Consider the following 16,274-nt stretch of genomic DNA (forward strand, 5'->3'; position numbering starts at 1 on the left):
TTGTTTCGGCGATTCCCGATCGCTCGCATGCGCGACGGGACCCGAGCAATGCTCGGCCCCCGCCGATCGCATCACCACTGATAGCCCAGTCCAACGCCGTAGGTGCGACCCGCGCTACTGGCCCCGACCCCGCCCTTGAGTTTCAGGTTCTCGGTAATCCGTGCCGTGAATCCGAGAGCAACGGCACCGTAGCCTTGATACGTCGCAGCACCGATGCCGACAGAGATCGTCTTGCCCAAGTCGACGTCCGGAATCATCGTCAGCGCGGTTGCGCCGGCGACGCCCGCGTAGGCCGTCCGCGCCACCGTGTTGATCGATCCCTGCACCGCATTGAGCTGCGACACGTTCACCGCGTCGGTCGGATTGACACCCGGCCCGACATTGGTGATGCGGCGCTCGCTCCCCGACGCACCGACCGATACCGTGTTGGCCTCGCCTGCGATCGAGCCTGCGCCCAGAGCGACCGAATTCGGTGCGGTGGCGTTCGCGCCGGAGCCGAGTGCGACGCTGTTCTTGCCGCTGCCCAACGCATTCGCACCGATCACCGTCGCACCGTCTCCGGAAGCGTTCGCACTGGCGCCGACTGCCGTCGCATTCGCGCCCGATGCCGTCGCGTTGACCCCGGCCGCCATCGCATTGATACCGGTCGCGCCATCGTTGGCGTAGTTGCCCTGCTGCGTCCCGTTGTCGTTCACGCTGTAGTAGTGCGCCCGCGTCGACGTAACCAACGTCGACAGCGAAGTCGCTACACCCACGGCCGAGCTGACGCTCGTCGACAGTGATGAAAGGTTGCTGTCGGTCGTGGAAAGTCCCGTCGACAGCGAACTGACCGCGCTGTTCGTCGTGCTTAACCCTGTCGACAGCGAGCCAACCGAGCTCGACATCGACGTCGACAGCGATGTCACGCTGCTGTTGGTCGTACTCAACCCCGTCGACAGCGAACTGACCGCGCTCGACGTCGACGTGGACAACGACGCGACGTTGCTGTTCGTCGTCGACAACCCTGTCGACAAGCTGCCGACCGCGAGATTGGTCGCGTTCAATTGCGAGCCGTTGACCGCGTCCGTGCTCGTCGCACTCACCCGACCGGCAGCGACGTTGGTGATCTGGCGTTCCGCGCCCGGCGCACCGACGCTGACTACACTGGTCGGGGTGGCGCCGGCGTAGGAATACACATTTCCGGCCACGATGCCGCTGGCAATCGGGTTCGGTGCCGAGGTAATCGACCCGGAACCCAGCGCAACGTCACCCGGATTCGCAGTGGCGGTCGCGCCGTTGCCGATCGCCACGCTTCCGGTCGTCGCTCCCGCCGTGCCCGCCACCGCATTCTGGCCGAGCGCAACCGAACCCGTGCCTTGTGCCGTGTTCGAATTGCCGATCGCCAGCGCACCGTTGCCGCTCGACGTATTGTTCGCGCCAACCGCCACCGCACCGGTTCCGGTGGCCGTGTTCGGATCGCCAAGAGCAACCGCTCCGCTACCGTTGGCCGTCTGACCTTCACCCAATGCGATCGCACCGGTCCCCGAAACGACCGTCGAGTTGTGACCGCCGACGATCGAGCCCGGGCCCGCCGCAGCCGACACGGTGTTGCCGTCGCCGATCGCCACGGTCGACGCCGCGGACGCCGTCGAACCATTGCCCACCGCCACGCTCTGCGTACCCGCCGCATTGGCTGCGTTGCCGATGGCGGTCGCGGCTCCGCCGCTTGCCGTCGCGCTCGTGCCGGCTGCCATCGCGTTGATGCCGGTCGCGCCATCATTCGCATAGTTGGCCTGCTGAACGCCGTTGTCGTTCACGCTGTAGTAGTGCGTGCGTGTCGTCGAGACCACCGTCGACAGGGAGGCCACGCTGCTATTCGTCGTGGACAGGCCCGTCGACAGCGAGCTGACACCGGTGGACAGCGAGCTTCCGATCGTCGAGGTCGAGGTCGACAGCGACGCGATATTGCTGTTCGTGGTGCTCAGGCCCGTGGACAGCGAGCTTGCCACCGTCGACGTCGAGGTCGACAGCGACGCCACACTGCTGTTCGTCGTGGACAGACCCGTCGACAACGAGGCGACGTTGCTGTTGGTCGTGCTCAGGCCGGTAGACAGTGAACTCACTGATGTCGAAGTCGACGTGGACAGCGAGCTGATCGAGCTCGTTGCCGAGGACAAACCAGTCGACGTCGAAGTCGACAGCGAAGCCACGGTGCTATCGGTTGAGCTCAGACCCGTCGACAGCGAGCTGATGCCGGTCGAAGTCGATGTGGACAGCGAACTGATCGAGCTCGTTGCCGAGGACAGGCCGGTCGACGTCGAAGTCGACAGCGAAGCCACCGAGCTATCGGTCGAGCTGAGGCCCGTGGACAGCGAGTTGATACCCGTCGAGGTCGACGTGGACAGCGAGCCAATCGAGCTGGTAGCCGACGACAGGCCGGTCGACGTCGAAGTCGACAGCGATGCCACCGAGCTATCGGTCGAGCTGAGGCCCGTCGACAACGAGTTGATACCCGTCGAGGTCGACGTAGACAGTGAGCTGATCGAGCTGGTAGCGGACGAGAGGCCCGTCGACGTGGAAGTCGACAGCGAAGCCACCGTGCTGTCGGTCGAGCTGAGGCCCGTCGACAACGAGTTGATGCCGGTCGAAGTCGAGGTAGACAGTGAGCTGATCGAGCTGGTAGCCGAGGACAGGCCCGTCGACGTGGAAGTCGACAGCGAAGCCACCGAGCTATCGGTCGAGCTCAGACCGGTCGACAACGAGTTGATACCCGTCGAGGTCGACGTAGACAGCGAGCTGATCGAGCTCGTTGCCGACGACAAACCAGTCGACGTCGAAGTCGACAGCGAAGCCACTGAGCTATCGGTCGAGCTGAGGCCCGTCGACAGCGAGTTGATGCCAGTCGAGATCGACGTAGACAGTGAGCTGATCGAGCTGGTTGCCGAGGACAGACCGGTCGACGTCGAAGTCGACAGCGATGCCACCGTGCTATCGGTCGAGCTGAGGCCCGTCGACAGCGAGTTGATGCCGGTCGAGGTCGAGGTGGACAGCGAGCTGATCGAGCTGGTAGCCGACGACAGGCCCGTCGACGTGGAGGTCGACAGCGAAGCCACCGTGCTATCGGTCGAGCTCAGACCCGTCGACAGCGAGTTGATACCCGTCGAGGTCGACGTCGAGAGCGACGAAATCGAGCTGGTGGCCGACGACAGGCCGGTCGACGTGGAGGTCGACAGTGAAGCGACGGTGCTATCGGTCGAGCTGATGCCCGTGGACAGCGAGTTGATGCCAGTCGAGGTCGACGTGGACAGCGAGCTGATCGAGCTGGTTGCCGACGAGAGGCCGGTCGACGTCGAAGTCGACAACGACGTCACCGAGCTATCGGTCGAACTAAGTCCCGTTGACAGCGAGGCAATGCTGCTCGTCGTACCCGATACCGTCGTAGACAGGCTATCGACAGCAAGATTGGTCGCGAACAACTGAGACCCGTTGATCGCATCAGTGCTCGTTGCGCTCACCTGGCCCGCGGCGACGTTCGTGATTTGACGCTCCGCGCCCACCGCACCGACACTCACCACGCTGGTCGGATTGGTGCCAGCATAGCTGTATGTCACGCCGCCCACAGTGCCGGTCGCGGTCGGATTCGGTGCCGCCGTCACCGAACCGCTGCCCAGTGCCACATCACCCGGGCTGGCCGTCGCGATCGCGCCATTACCAATTGCCACGCTTCCGGTCGTCGCCCCGGCCGTACCAGCCACCGAGTTCTGACCCAGCGCGACCGACCCGGGACCTTGCGCGGCGTTCGTACTGCCGATCGCCAAAGCGCCATTACCTGCTGCCGTGTTATTCGCGCCCAGCGCAATCGCGCCTGCCCCGGTCGCCGTGTTCGGATCACCGATCGCTACAGCACCGTTACCATTGGCCGTTTGACTCTCGCCCAACGCAATCGCGCCCGTGCCGGACACGACGGACGAATTGTGGCCGCCGGCAATCGAGCCGGCACCGGCCGCTGCCGATACCGTGTTGCTGTCGCCAATTGCCACTGTCGAGGCCGCGGCCGCGGTCGAGCTATTGCCGATTGCAACACTCTGAATCCCCGCTGCGTTCGCGGCATTACCAACCGCGGTGGCCGCGTTGCCACTTGCCGTTGCATTGATTCCGGACGCGAGAGCGTTGACCCCCGTCGCGCCATCATTGTTGTAGTTGCCCTGCTGGACACCGTTGTCGTTGACGCTGTAGTAATGAGTGCGCGTCGCCGAGACGACCGTCGACAGCGAAGCCACCGAGCTATCGGTCGAACTCAGACCGGTCGACAACGAGTTGATACCCGTCGAGGTCGACGTGGACAGCGAGCTGATCGAGCTGGTAGCCGAGGACAGGCCCGTCGACGTGGAAGTCGACAGCGAAGCCACCGAGCTATCGGTCGAGCTCAGACCGGTCGACAACGAGTTGATACCCGTCGAGGTCGACGTAGACAGCGAGCTGATCGAGCTCGTTGCCGACGACAAACCAGTCGACGTCGAAGTCGACAGCGAAGCCACCGAGCTATCGGTCGAGCTGAGGCCCGTCGACAGCGAGTTGATGCCCGTCGAGATCGACGTAGACAGTGAGCTGATCGAGCTGGTTGCCGAGGACAGACCGGTCGACGTCGAAGTCGACAGCGATGCCACCGTGCTATCGGTCGAGCTGAGGCCCGTCGACAGCGAGTTGATGCCGGTCGAGGTCGACGTGGACAGCGAGCTGATCGAGCTGGTAGCCGACGACAGACCGGTCGACGTCGAAGTCGACAGCGATGTCACCGAGCTATCGGTCGAGCTGAGGCCCGTGGACAGCGAGTTGATACCCGTCGAGGTCGACGTGGACAGCGAGCTGATCGAGCTGGTAGCCGACGACAGGCCGGTCGACGTGGAGGTCGACAGCGAAGCCACGTTGCTGTTCGTCGTGCTCAACCCAGTGGAAAGCGAACTAATACTGCTCGTCGTACCTGAGACTGTCGTCGAAAGGCTATCGACGGCAAGATTGGTCGCAAACAACTGAGACCCGTTGATCGCATCAGTGCTCGTTGTGCTCACCTGGCCTGCCGCGACATTCGAGATCTGACGCTCTGCACCAGGCGCACCCACGCTTACAACGCTCGTGGGTGTCGTGCCGGCCACCGAATAGGTTGTTCCGGCAACGGTCTCCGAGGAGGTCGGATGCGGCGCGGCTGTCACTGAACCCGCCCCCAGGGCAACATCCCCCATGCTGGCGCCTGCTGTAGCAAACCTGCCAATGGCGATCGACCAGTCTTGCGCGGCCGTCGATGCGGCACCGAGCGCCACGGAAGCAGCGCCAAGCGCACTGTTTGACGAGCCAATCGCGATTGCATTGTTGGCAGCAGCGTTGTTGTATGCACCGATCGCCACCGCATCCGTAATAGAAGCGGAATTACCCAGGCCCATAGCCACCGCGCCATTGCCGCTCGCCGCCGATATTTGACCGATTGCTATGGCGCCAACTCCGTTCGCGTTGGCACGTTCGCCAACCGCGATACTTCCAGTTCCAGCCGTAGTTGCCGAATCTCCGACCGCCACACTTTGATCACCGCCTGCATTCGTGGCATTACCAACCGCCGTCGCGGCCATGCCTCCGGCCAACGCGTTGGTTCCCGCAGCAAGTGCCTGAGCACCGGTCGCTCCGTCGTTGTTGTAGTTGCCTGTATGGACACCGCCGTCGTTGATGCTGTAGTAGTGAGTGCGTGTCGCTGAAACCACCGTCGACAACGACGTCACGTTGCTGTTCGTCGTGCTCAAGCCTGTCGACAACGAGCTGGCCGTCGTCGACGTCGAGGTCGACAGCGAGGCGATCGAACTGGTCGCCGACGACAGACCGCTCGACGTGGACGTCGACAACGACGTCACGTTGCTGTTCGTCGTGCTCAAGCCCGTCGACAACGAGCTAGCCGTCGTCGATGTCGAAGTCGACAGCGACGTGATCGAACTGGTTGCGGACGACAGACCACTCGATGTAGACGTCGACAACGACGTCACGTTGCTGTTCGTCGTGCTCAAGCCCGTCGACAACGAGCTGGCCGTCGTCGATGTCGAAGTCGACAGCGAGGCGATCGAACTGGTCGCCGACGACAGACCACTCGATGTAGACGTCGACAACGACGTCACGTTGCTGTTCGTCGTGCTCAAACCTGTCGAAAACGAGCTTGCCGTCGTCGACGTCGAAGTCGACAAGCTGGCAATGCTCGACGTCGTAGTGCTGGCAACTGCATAGAGCTGACTACCATTGATCGCGTCCGTGCTGCTCGCGCTGACGAGGCCCGCTGCGACGTTCTGAATTCGGCGCTCCGTTCCAGGCGCGCCAACACTCACCACACCTGCGGCGGAACTGGCACCAGCATACGAACCGAATGTTTGACTTCCGATCGTCGTGCTGCTGACTGTACCGGTGCCACCTGTTGCAGCGGTCGCAGTACCGGCAGTGACCGCATTTTGACCGAGCGCGACGGAACCCGCCACGTTGGCCGTAGCGGCATTCCCCAACGCAACGGTGCCTACCGTCGAGGCCGTACTGGAATCACCTATCGCGATCGACGCTTGACCCGTAGCCGTATTGGCATTGCCGATCGCGACCGCGCCTTGTCCGTTCGACGAATCATTTGCACCAAGTGCAACCGCGCCCGTACCGATCGCCGAGTTCGGATCACCGATCGCGACGGCACCATTACCCGTCGCCGTTTGACCACGGCCAATCGCGACAGCACCGCCGGTCGTCGTCGAGCTATTGGCCGTCGTTCCGCTGGAGCCGATAGCGACGTTCTGCCCCGTCGCACCGGAGATAACACCGTCACCTTGCGCAATCCCGAACGCGCCGCTCGTCGTCGCACCGCGTCCGATTGCGATACCCGATGTCGCGGTCGACGCAACATTCGATTGACCGCCAATGGCAATGGAATCCGACGCAGCCGCCTGCGCGCCCGAAGTGGCATTGCCGCCGAGCGCGACTGCCCCGGCTCCGCTCGCGGTCGTTGCTGGACCAATCGCTGTCGCATTGGTCGCGTTGGCAAGCGAAGATGAACCGATCGACGTCGCGCTATTGGCAACAGCCTTCGACTGGTAGCCGACCGCTGTCGCACTCTGGGCCGATGCGGTGTTGAAATTGCCAATCGCCGTAGCGTTGGATGCGCCCGCTGTATCTACAAGCCCGACAGCGAGCGCGCCCAATGCCGTTGCGGTCGAATTTTGGCCCAGTGCATTCGCCCCTTCGGCCGATGCATTCGACAGAAACCCCAACGCCATGCTGTTGGCTGTCGTCGCCGTAGCGGCCTGCCCAATCGCGATACCGCCTCCCTTCGCTGACACATCGCTTGCGGCTGAAGCATACGCAGCGGTGCCAATCGCAATGCTGCCGTCCTGAACCGTTGCACGTGCGCCGTCACCCATGGCGATACTCGACGTGGATGTCGCGGTGGCTAGCGCGCCAACCGCCACTGACTTTACGCCAGATGCAGTCGCCGCTTCGCCCAGTGCACTGGCCGACGTACCAGACGCCAGCGCTCCTTGGCCGAAGGCACTTGAAAATCCAGCCGACGCCGTGCTGAAATCACCAACTGCAACTGAATCGCCTCCGGTCGCAGCTGCATGGCTGCCGACCGCGGTGTCGCGAGTGATCGATGAACCCGAAACGCCGGCGATTGAAGCCGTGCCGATGGCAGTATCCTCGGTGTTGTACGATACCGCTGCGCCGACGCCCCCGTTCTGATTGACGCCACCAATTGCAATGGAAGCATTTCCGGCAGCACTTGCTCCGTAGCCCAATGCGCTGGCTCCCAAGCCGCTAGCCGTCGCGTCCAGGCCGACTGCTGTGCCCCATTTGGTGGAATACGCGCTCATACCCAATGCAACCGCACCGTTACCAACGGCGGTCGTAAACGAGCCAAAGAGGGTCACGCCTAAATAGGAGGCCCCTCCACCGTTCGCATTACATCCAGCCACGGTCGAATACGTGCCGTTTCCGTCGATCGCGCCTGTATTGGTTGGCAACGAGCGCGAACCATCCGGACTCGTCCCGGTACCACTACTGCAGACCCCACTCGTGAAACCCGCGATCACGACGGCGTAGCTCCCTTGCCCCGCAGCAAGAAGCAATGCGGCAATCATCAATTTGGCAACAGACGACCGTTTGCTTTTGCCGCGCGCGGTGTCCAGTTCAGATGCTGCGACCCACGTTCCCAGGGCCTCGTTCCAGACGGTGCGATATGTATGATTCATGGTATGTCGATGCTTGGTAGACTCGAACAAGAAGGCTTGCCGGTCTGTATGCCGTCATGTCTTCAAAATTATTCAAAGCAGTACGAACTATTTGTTTCCGTTCGATCTTATTTTTGACGACTGTTAATCGAACCTCTCGCCAGCGGACTTAACTATTCACGCCCAACGAGCTCGCAGTTTCGCCAGAGCGCCACGTATCGACGGAACGACATTTCATTCCAGCGTCACGGCCGATACCGATCATTTCCTGAAGCAGAACCTCATCTTCCCTGCATCGCATACCTCGCACGCACTGGAGCTTTCGCGTCAGACCTTGCGCGATGGCCGATCCCGATCCGTAGAAGCCGGCCGCCATTCCCGCGTCGCAAGCTGCCTTCACGATCTCCGTATCCCCATCGGGCATACAGCATTCAGCAATCGCATGCAGACACGATCGAATGTTCATCATCAAGCGTTCACGCCGTACTTCGTAGCAACGTGATTCCAGACAGTCGCATTCAGTGCCATCGGACTCCGGATCTCCCGAAAATCCGAGCCTGGCTTCAATATCAGGATCCACTCCACTGCCCTCATCACCGTTACGCGAATTTCCCGCTCATGTCGGTCGACCACCGAATGGGCAAGCGGCTTATTCGGCAACCTTCACCGATTCAATCACCTTGCATCCATTTCGCCCCGACGTCGCAAACCAGCGCCTTGTCGACCGCGTCTCGCACACCGAGCACCACGACGTCATGCGCCATGCTTGCGCCGAGTTGCACGAGATGCCGAAGGCGGTCGCGTGCCGACTGACTCCATCGGGCCGACGCGATGAACGCCGGCGCGATCTTCACGATGTCCGGCTCGGGAATGACCATTCCCACATCGACGCCGTAAGCCACCCCGTAGTCGTCGATTGCGATACGGCAGCCAAGCACCCTGAGCCGATCTAGAAAGGTACGCGCGCTTCTGCCGGCCACTCGCGCCCCCTCGCTCACCTCCACAACCAGGCGCTCGGCAAGTTCCGGCGAGCGAGTGAGCCGCTCGAGCAAGCTCTCCCACAGCAATCCCGATACGAGGCTCTGCTCCGACAGATTCACGCCGATGCTCAATTGCGGCGAGCTCGCGAGCAAGTCCAGTGCGCGCGCTACCACATAGCGATCGAAGCAACCCATCCGTCCCGCGCGCGCCATGCTCGGCAGATACACTTTCGGTGACGACTTTCCTTCGCTGAATGCACGGCACCAAGGCACGCACTTGAAATAAAGCACCTTGCGACTGTCGTTGGGCGCGTGCACCGCCGACATCACCAGTGAAATCGCATCGCTCTTCATCGCACGCAACACGGTGTCCACCGTCGCCAAATCGGCTCGCGTCGGCACCCCCATACTGGGTTTGACGCTCCGTGCCTCGGCCATTCGCGCGACATCGTCATCGACCCACGTCGCGCGCAAGTTGGCGAGCCATGCTGCTTGCGAGTGCGGCGTCGTTCGCCCGCTCAATCGAAGCAGCCAGCTTTCCGTTGGAGCCTCCGCCGTCAAACGATCGGCATCGGGGTCGTGCAACACAATCTCGGATATCAACAGATGTCCATCATCTGTCTTGCGCACCCGTGCAACGTCGCCAAACAGTTTCCGCGCCCGCTCACCGAGTTCCAGATCGATGGCCTCGACAAACGAACGCCCGAAACGGCTGACCAACATAGGTCGATTGACGACCCTTATGAACAATGCGCAACCCATCTCCCTACCTCCCCGACGATGCCGAGCCTCTCATAGACCCTCATTTGTTATCCGATGCATGCGTTGCCTCGCCGCATCCGCGCTTAACTGAAAGCAATGAAAGACACAAACGGACGTTTGCATCAGAGTTACAAAAAAAAATACCGATCTGCGCAAACGCCCGTGGTTGCAGGGTCGAACTTCTGTAAGCCTTGTCGGACAAAAACGTCCCTTTCCGTCCAGTAATATTTGCCCGAAGACGCCGGAATTCACCATTCTTTGCAATCTATGGCCAGTGACGGCGCGCCGGCGGCCACAATCGCCGCCTTTCATGAAATCAACTTCCGCCGACGCACAAAGGAATACGGGCTGTGAAGAAGCATGTTTGTTGTGTTTTCCCGACCCAGCGGGAATCTGGGTATGTTCGTCGGATGATATTGACCGCGTGTCTCGTCTCCGCCATGCCTGCTTGGCTGTCATCGTCGGACGCAACGTCATGATGGGCAGAGCACATGTAAGTGAATGCACGGACACACAGACGGCGAATGAAGCATGCGGAGCCCGGTCATGAATATCGGGTATGCCCGTGTGTCAACGGACGAACAGAGTCTCGGACTTCAGATCGATGCGCTCACGCGCGCGGGGTGCGATGTCGTTTTTTCCGACCAAGGTATTTCGGGTGCCGACTTTCAACGCCCCGGCCTTGACGCGGCTCTGGCAAAAGTCATGAAAGGCGACACGCTCGTCGTGTGGCGCCTCGACCGGCTAGGCCGCTCATTGAGCAAGCTCATTGATCTGATCAACTTCCTGGCCCGTCGTGGGGTGGACTTCAATTCGTTAACCGAATCAATTAATACGGCGTCGCCCGGCGGGCGATTGGTCTTCCACATGATGGGCGCTCTTGCGGAATTTGAGCGCAGTCTCATCAGCGAGCGTACACGTGCCGGATTAGCTGCCGCGCGCGCGCGAGGCAAGCAACTCGGACGTAGGAGGCATATGACGCCTGATCAATGTGCTCACGCAAGCGTACTCCTCGAGACACAAACGATCATGGAGGTCGCGGCGCACTTCAACGTTCATCCTCGGACGCTCAAACGCGCGCTCAACGCAAATGTCGACAGCTGAAGATTTCGCGCACACACTCGAGACGTCGATCGCGCTCGGTCCTGGCGACAGGCACGCATTTTCGTCGACCGAAATCGACGATTTCGTTTGCTGGCGAGCGGGTGCTCGCAGTAGCGTATTGACTGAAGCTGCCCCGTGATGAAGACGGTCGATGAGCGGCGTGTCCCATGACGTACGCACCGGCCAGGGCTGCCGGATTCGTTAAAGGGAGAAATATGAGAATCGCGTTACTGGACGACGATCCAAATGAGATTGACTTCGTCAATCGAATGCCGGTCGCAGATGTCGAATGCAACAAGGCAATTGATTGCTATCGGGCGAGTGCGTTGCCCCGGCCCGCCGTGTTTCGTCCGCTAGATGCGTTCATACCAGGGAAAGATCTGCGCGCCTGCCGCTAAGGACTCGCCACGCTGTTCCGCGTTCCGCATAAGGATCGTGAGTTCACGCAGCCTCTCGGAGGAAACTCTGCCCTCTTCCGAATGCTCACTGCAATCGCCTCGGGCCTCGCCCCAAAACTTCGTGCGGCGGGGTCCATCGATGGAAATGTCAGATGCAATCCCGCACACTACCGACTTCAGATTTGACGTAGACGGTAGCGCGTTGTCTGTCCCTTTCGTCTGCATACGTGAGAGCCAGCGAATGGCTGTCGCGTCACTGTCGCTTCGATTCACCACACTAAAAATGTAATGCGAATCGTCCGACTCGCCTGTCCGGAGCAGCACGGTGCTCAGAAACCCTTTCGCAAAGCCAATGGTCGTGAACTGCCAATCGGCATCGTGATCAACGAGATCATCCGTGACGGTTTGCAGCATCGAGTTGCGATCCGTATATCCCGCATAGCCCTTCGGCGCGCCGGGGTAGTAGTGAAAACTCAGGGTTGGCGCCTTCACCGGCCTCGATTTGAGCGCTGTTGCTCGCCTTTGCTGGATGTATCCGCTGATTCTCAAGGCACCGACAAACGCAATAAGTCCCGCGCTTGCCCCGACCAGGATGACGACAATCGTCTGCTTCATGGTTGCGTCCCGGATGTCGAGTTCGTCGGTTTCGCCGCACGATCTCCGGACAAGCTCATTTCTGACTCGCCGCGCGTTGCTCGTTCGGGGCGCTTCGATTGTTCAATGAGCGCGCGTACGTATCGTCTGCCCCAAGATTCAGGGCAATGGCTGCGTCAAAGAGTGACGAGAGGGCTGCTTGATCGTCGCCCGCCGCGCAGGTTTTTTCGATTTCGCCGATGCGCCGTTGCTGATCGTCATAGACCCGTTGGTCAATGGTCTTGTCACCAAGCGCTTGGTCCACCTGGATTTTGTACGTCGCCAGGCTCGCCGTACATTTGGGTTTCGCGCACGCAAAATTGAGCAGGCACAGTAAAAAAATCCAGTAAGGTTTCATCGACCGACAACCTCCGACATCCGGAAATAATTTTCACCGCCTCGCGAATGGCTACAAGGACTGGTCATCGATAGCCACCAGTTGCCAGCATGATTCCGATCGCTGGAAGAGATAGCGGACCTTTTTGTCGGAATCCGATCCAGAATAATCGACATGACCGGTTGTTTTGCTATCCTGGGCAATACGAACCAATTTCCCTTCCCGCCTGGCACGTTCCATGTCCATCATCAGCGGAAAGGGCATCTTGTTCTCGGTGACTTGCTTCGTCACAGGTTTTGGCTCCGGCTGAGCGGCGGCATCGATGCTGGTGACCGCAACAGGCCAGCGCGTAAAGTGAGACTGGATGGATATTCTGCTCGCGAATTTCCTGGCGAAGGTTTCGAATTCGCCGGAGGGGCACGTTCCCGGGTCAAGCAGGGGCGGTGTTTGATTGACGTGTCGAGTCGAGCGTCCATCCTTCGAACCGGCAACCCGCCTGACCGACAACACCTTTTCGACGATGCGGCTATCGCCTTCCATTCTCGTTATTGCCGTGGCGTCACACTCCGAGTTCTGACCGCATTCGCGTTGCATTTTGGCTTCCGCGTCGGTATCCGCCTCGAAGAAGCAGGTCGGCTTTCCGTCCTTTTCCAGCGAGGAGCCAGCCATACCAGAGCCGGAACTGAAGACGCCGCTGCAAGTGAAGCGCGTCGATTGAGGCGCAGCCACCGCTGCCCCGATCAGTCGAGGGCCGACCGCGGCTGCTCCGACAACGAACGAGAACGTGAAGGCGGCGCCGACCAGAAAGCGAGTACGTTGCATTACATTGACCCTCTCTATTGTTTTTTTTACTCTCACCGAAAACCAGAGATGCTCTTGCAGAAGATAGGCAAGACATAAGGTGTTCCAACAATGCCGGGCATGTTTTCCACCTTGTACCCTTCAGTCGCTCTACTTCTCGAAAGAATCGAGTGTCGACCCGGATCACCCTATTTCGCTTCCAAAAAATTCTCGTTCGGGATGCAGCAGGAATAATTTTTCCTGTCAATAAGACGGCAGACTACAAGAGGTGTTTCTGACCGAGCAGTCCACATCTCCTGCACTTTTACACAAATTCATCGCCCCTCTTTCGACCGTCTGCAATCCCAGCTTCTTCGGGTCGTGCGCGTTCATGTCTGCGATCGTTCGATAATAGTATGTACTCCTTTTTCCATATGCCACCCCCCAACAGCCATTGCGCACTTCGATTTTGATTTTGCAGTCTTCATGTCCGCAATCGCGCAACGCTTCATTTCTTGCAGCCATTGCACTACTGCTGTCCTCGGATCGGCCGCCATTTCCTTTTAGTCCTTTGCCGTCGTCAGCAAAGGCTCCGAAGCTCTCTTCCCAGACGCCCGTCTCATAGCGAAGCGCACCGCTTCCGCTCTCGGGTACTTGACGTGCAGCCGAAGGAGACCTTTGCCTCATTGATGAGGAAAACTCATCATCGTCCGGGACTCCACCACATCCAGGCTGTCCCGGCACCGACCCCGCGGCACAACCCGGAAATTGCAGCACGCCACCCTGCGACGTAGGTTGTGCAAAAGTAATGGAAGGAAGCACCGAAAGCAGCACGATAAACAGAAAATTCTTCATGTCGAATCGTCTCCACCTGTATTTGAAAGGCAAGCCGTATCATATTTTGTGTCGGCCCTGTGCCAAAGGATTCACAATACGGCAAGTGATAGCCCCGGCTCCATCGATGCTTACAAACAGTAGCATCGGCTCGGGCCCCTTGAAAGCAGTCTGACAATATTTGACTGTCAAAATCGATGGCCGGATTTTTAGCCATGCCGTCCGGGCAAACGGTCGCCGTTCGTCGTCGAATGACACGTTACGTACGCACCCGTCGTGGCAACAAGGTGAAGCCGATCAAATGCCGCACTTTCCATCCTGTCCGGCCCGCTCGCCATGAAACCCGCCTCCCCCGCCCGATCCGCCTTCCGCGGCGCCGACGACGCAGAGTCGTCGCGCGACCTCGTCTATGGCCCCAATGACCGGCCTGCGCCGATGGTCGCCTTCGTCGCCGCGCTCCAGCACCTGTTGGCGATCATCGTGCCGATCGTCACGCCCGGCCTGCTGATCTGCCAGGCGCTCGGCATATCGAGCCGCGATACGACCCTTATCGTGTCGATGTTGCCTTTCCTCAATAAACGGGAGAACGAAGTGAAGAAAGGGGTTATCGCATTGCTCGCAGCAGCGAGCGTGGTCGGCGCGCTCAGCGGATGCGTCGCATACGTTCCGGGCCCACCGGTCGTCGTCGCGCCGCAAGGCGGGCCGGGGAACGGGTTCTGCCCGCCCGGACAGGCAAAGAAAGGCAATTGCTGATTGCATGAGGCCCGCGTAAGCGGGCCTTCCATTTTCAACGGCTCGGCAACGGGTACGAGGCGAGTCCGATCAACGCCGCGCCAGCCACGATCGCCGGTTGGGACAAAGGATATGCGGTCTCGGAGCACGTCCGGTTCGGTTCATCGCGCGCTACCCTTTGCGTCAGACCTCAACGGCGAACGGAACGTGCTCGAAATACTCCATGCAATGTTGCTGCCTACGAAGCGTAGCGCCCGTAATCGAGACTGCAACGATGACTTGTTCCGCAGGCGCTGATTGCCATCGCGCACGCGGTGGCCAAATCGCCGAAAACCCATGTGGCGGAAGGCAGCAGACCGCAACCATCGCTCGCGGAGACCGCCAAGTGAGACTCCCGCAGTTGCAGGTAGCCTCCTACCCACAATCCTGCCCAAGTTTGGCTCCCCGGCATTCCGATATGAGCGGGAACGCGTAACCGCAAAAGGATGCGAGCGGTTTCCACCAAAATGTCGCCTAACAGTGCCCTTCCGGGACCCGGCTGCATTCGGGACGCTCGCGACGAGCCACCACGATGCCGGTATGTGTCCCCGCTAAGTTCAATTGTCGGGTTTCCCCTGGAATGCGTGTGGTGTTGCCTGGGTACTGAATGCCTCGGCATCCGCCACGGTATTTTTTGGACAGCCGATTCAGCACCCTTATGAAACGTTCCCTAATGGTCCGCTTCCAGCTTTCACAAACGAAAATTTGTCGAACTGAACGGGATAGTAGCTCGACAGCACGCCGACGCGTGACTCAGGCAAGCTACAGTTGATACAGCAAATGGACATCTTCGCCTTCCTTATACGACCACCGGTGAGTGCAGATCCGTTCAAATCGATGAAACCCGCAGGCCGTCCGTGCAAGCGGACGCTTCAACAACAAGAGCCTCGACGCCTTGACCTGCATCCAAAGAACGTTCGTCACGCACACCATTTGCGGATGAGTCGAATCCATCACCATGCGGACGGAAGTTATCCTGCCCTAGGTCGCTATTTTTAAATATATTAAATCTGATTTCATTTTTCCCATCATCTCCCGTTACAGCATCAATTAGATCTTTCCAAACGCATAGTCATGCTAAGCTCTATCGCGTCTCGTGATTAGCTCGATACTCTCCTTTTGTTTTGATAACGCAAGGCAAGGCAACATCCAATGACAACCAAACGTCGCCCTTTGCGCCGTATCGCAAGGATACTTTCGTCTGTTTATGTAATCGCGATATCTCTTAACCCGCTCCCAAGTAATGCCCAGGTCACGCTCAATTTCGTGAATGCGGATATCGGTCAAGTCGCGAAGGCGATCGGCGCGACGACCGGCAAGACCATCATCGTCGCCCCCCGCGTGAAGGGGCAGCTCAATCTCGTGGCAGAACGGCCGGTGCCGGAAGACCAGGCGCTGAAGACGCTGCAGTCGGCGCTGCGCATGCAGGGCTTCGCGCTCGTGCAGGATCACGGCGTGC

7 protein-coding genes and 3 pseudogenes are annotated in these 16,274 nt (G+C 59.9%); 3 read left to right on the forward strand and 7 right to left on the reverse strand.

The features are described from left to right. Positions 1 to 71 precede the first annotated feature (71 nt). The 3 genes and pseudogenes from HW466_RS04550 to HW466_RS04555 all read right to left on the reverse strand — a co-directional run bounded on the left by HW466_RS04550 (position 72) and on the right by HW466_RS04555 (position 9,919). Positions 72 to 7,493, reverse strand: coding sequence for an ESPR-type extended signal peptide-containing protein (locus tag HW466_RS04550; RefSeq protein ID WP_481968795.1), 7,422 nt, complete (start codon positions 7,491 to 7,493; stop codon positions 72 to 74). Further along, positions 7,476 to 8,237 (reverse strand): annotated as a pseudogene (locus HW466_RS32390) (ESPR-type extended signal peptide-containing protein); the annotation flags it as partial. The pseudogene HW466_RS32390 and the gene HW466_RS04550, both read right to left, overlap by 18 nt. Before the next feature lie 650 nt (positions 8,238 to 8,887). After that, positions 8,888 to 9,919, reverse strand: coding sequence for an EAL domain-containing protein (locus tag HW466_RS04555; protein WP_170296600.1), 1,032 nt, complete (start codon positions 9,917 to 9,919; stop codon positions 8,888 to 8,890). A 585-nt stretch (positions 9,920 to 10,504) separates the two neighbouring features. Between HW466_RS04555 and HW466_RS04560 the strand changes: the two genes are divergently transcribed. Next, a complete protein-coding gene (locus tag HW466_RS04560) occupies positions 10,505 to 11,062 on the forward strand; it encodes a recombinase family protein (protein ID WP_059771867.1) in 558 nt (185 codons plus the stop codon). 353 nt (positions 11,063 to 11,415) lie between these two features. Here the strand turns inward: HW466_RS04560 and HW466_RS04565 are convergent, their stop codons facing one another. The 4 genes from HW466_RS04565 to HW466_RS04580 all read right to left on the reverse strand — a co-directional run bounded on the left by HW466_RS04565 (position 11,416) and on the right by HW466_RS04580 (position 14,065). Further along, complete coding sequence (locus tag HW466_RS04565; RefSeq protein WP_151002964.1) at positions 11,416 to 12,075, reverse strand: hypothetical protein; 660 nt, start codon at positions 12,073 to 12,075, stop codon at positions 11,416 to 11,418. 55 nt (positions 12,076 to 12,130) lie between these two features. After that, entirely contained in the window at positions 12,131 to 12,451 is a 321-nt protein-coding gene (locus HW466_RS04570) for a hypothetical protein (RefSeq protein WP_059794568.1), read from the reverse strand. 51 nt (positions 12,452 to 12,502) lie between these two features. Then, positions 12,503 to 13,252: a hypothetical protein gene (locus HW466_RS04575; protein ID WP_151002966.1), complete on the reverse strand. Its 750-nt coding sequence runs from the start codon at positions 13,250 to 13,252 to the stop codon at positions 12,503 to 12,505. A 222-nt stretch (positions 13,253 to 13,474) separates the two neighbouring features. Continuing rightward, complete coding sequence (locus tag HW466_RS04580) at positions 13,475 to 14,065, reverse strand: DUF4189 domain-containing protein (RefSeq protein WP_151002968.1); 591 nt, start codon at positions 14,063 to 14,065, stop codon at positions 13,475 to 13,477. 315 nt (positions 14,066 to 14,380) lie between these two features. On the opposite strand from HW466_RS04580, the pseudogene HW466_RS04585 reads away from it, so the two are divergent. Both HW466_RS04585 and HW466_RS04590 read left to right on the forward strand, forming a co-directional pair. Beyond that, positions 14,381 to 14,605, forward strand: a pseudogene (locus HW466_RS04585) (xanthine permease XanP); the annotation flags it as partial. A 1,362-nt stretch (positions 14,606 to 15,967) separates the two neighbouring features. After that, a pseudogene (locus tag HW466_RS04590) lies at positions 15,968 to 16,274 on the forward strand (type II secretion system secretin GspD); the annotation flags it as partial.

The organism is Burkholderia territorii, assembly GCF_902833055.1.
Taxonomy (GTDB): domain Bacteria; phylum Pseudomonadota; class Gammaproteobacteria; order Burkholderiales; family Burkholderiaceae; genus Burkholderia; species Burkholderia territorii.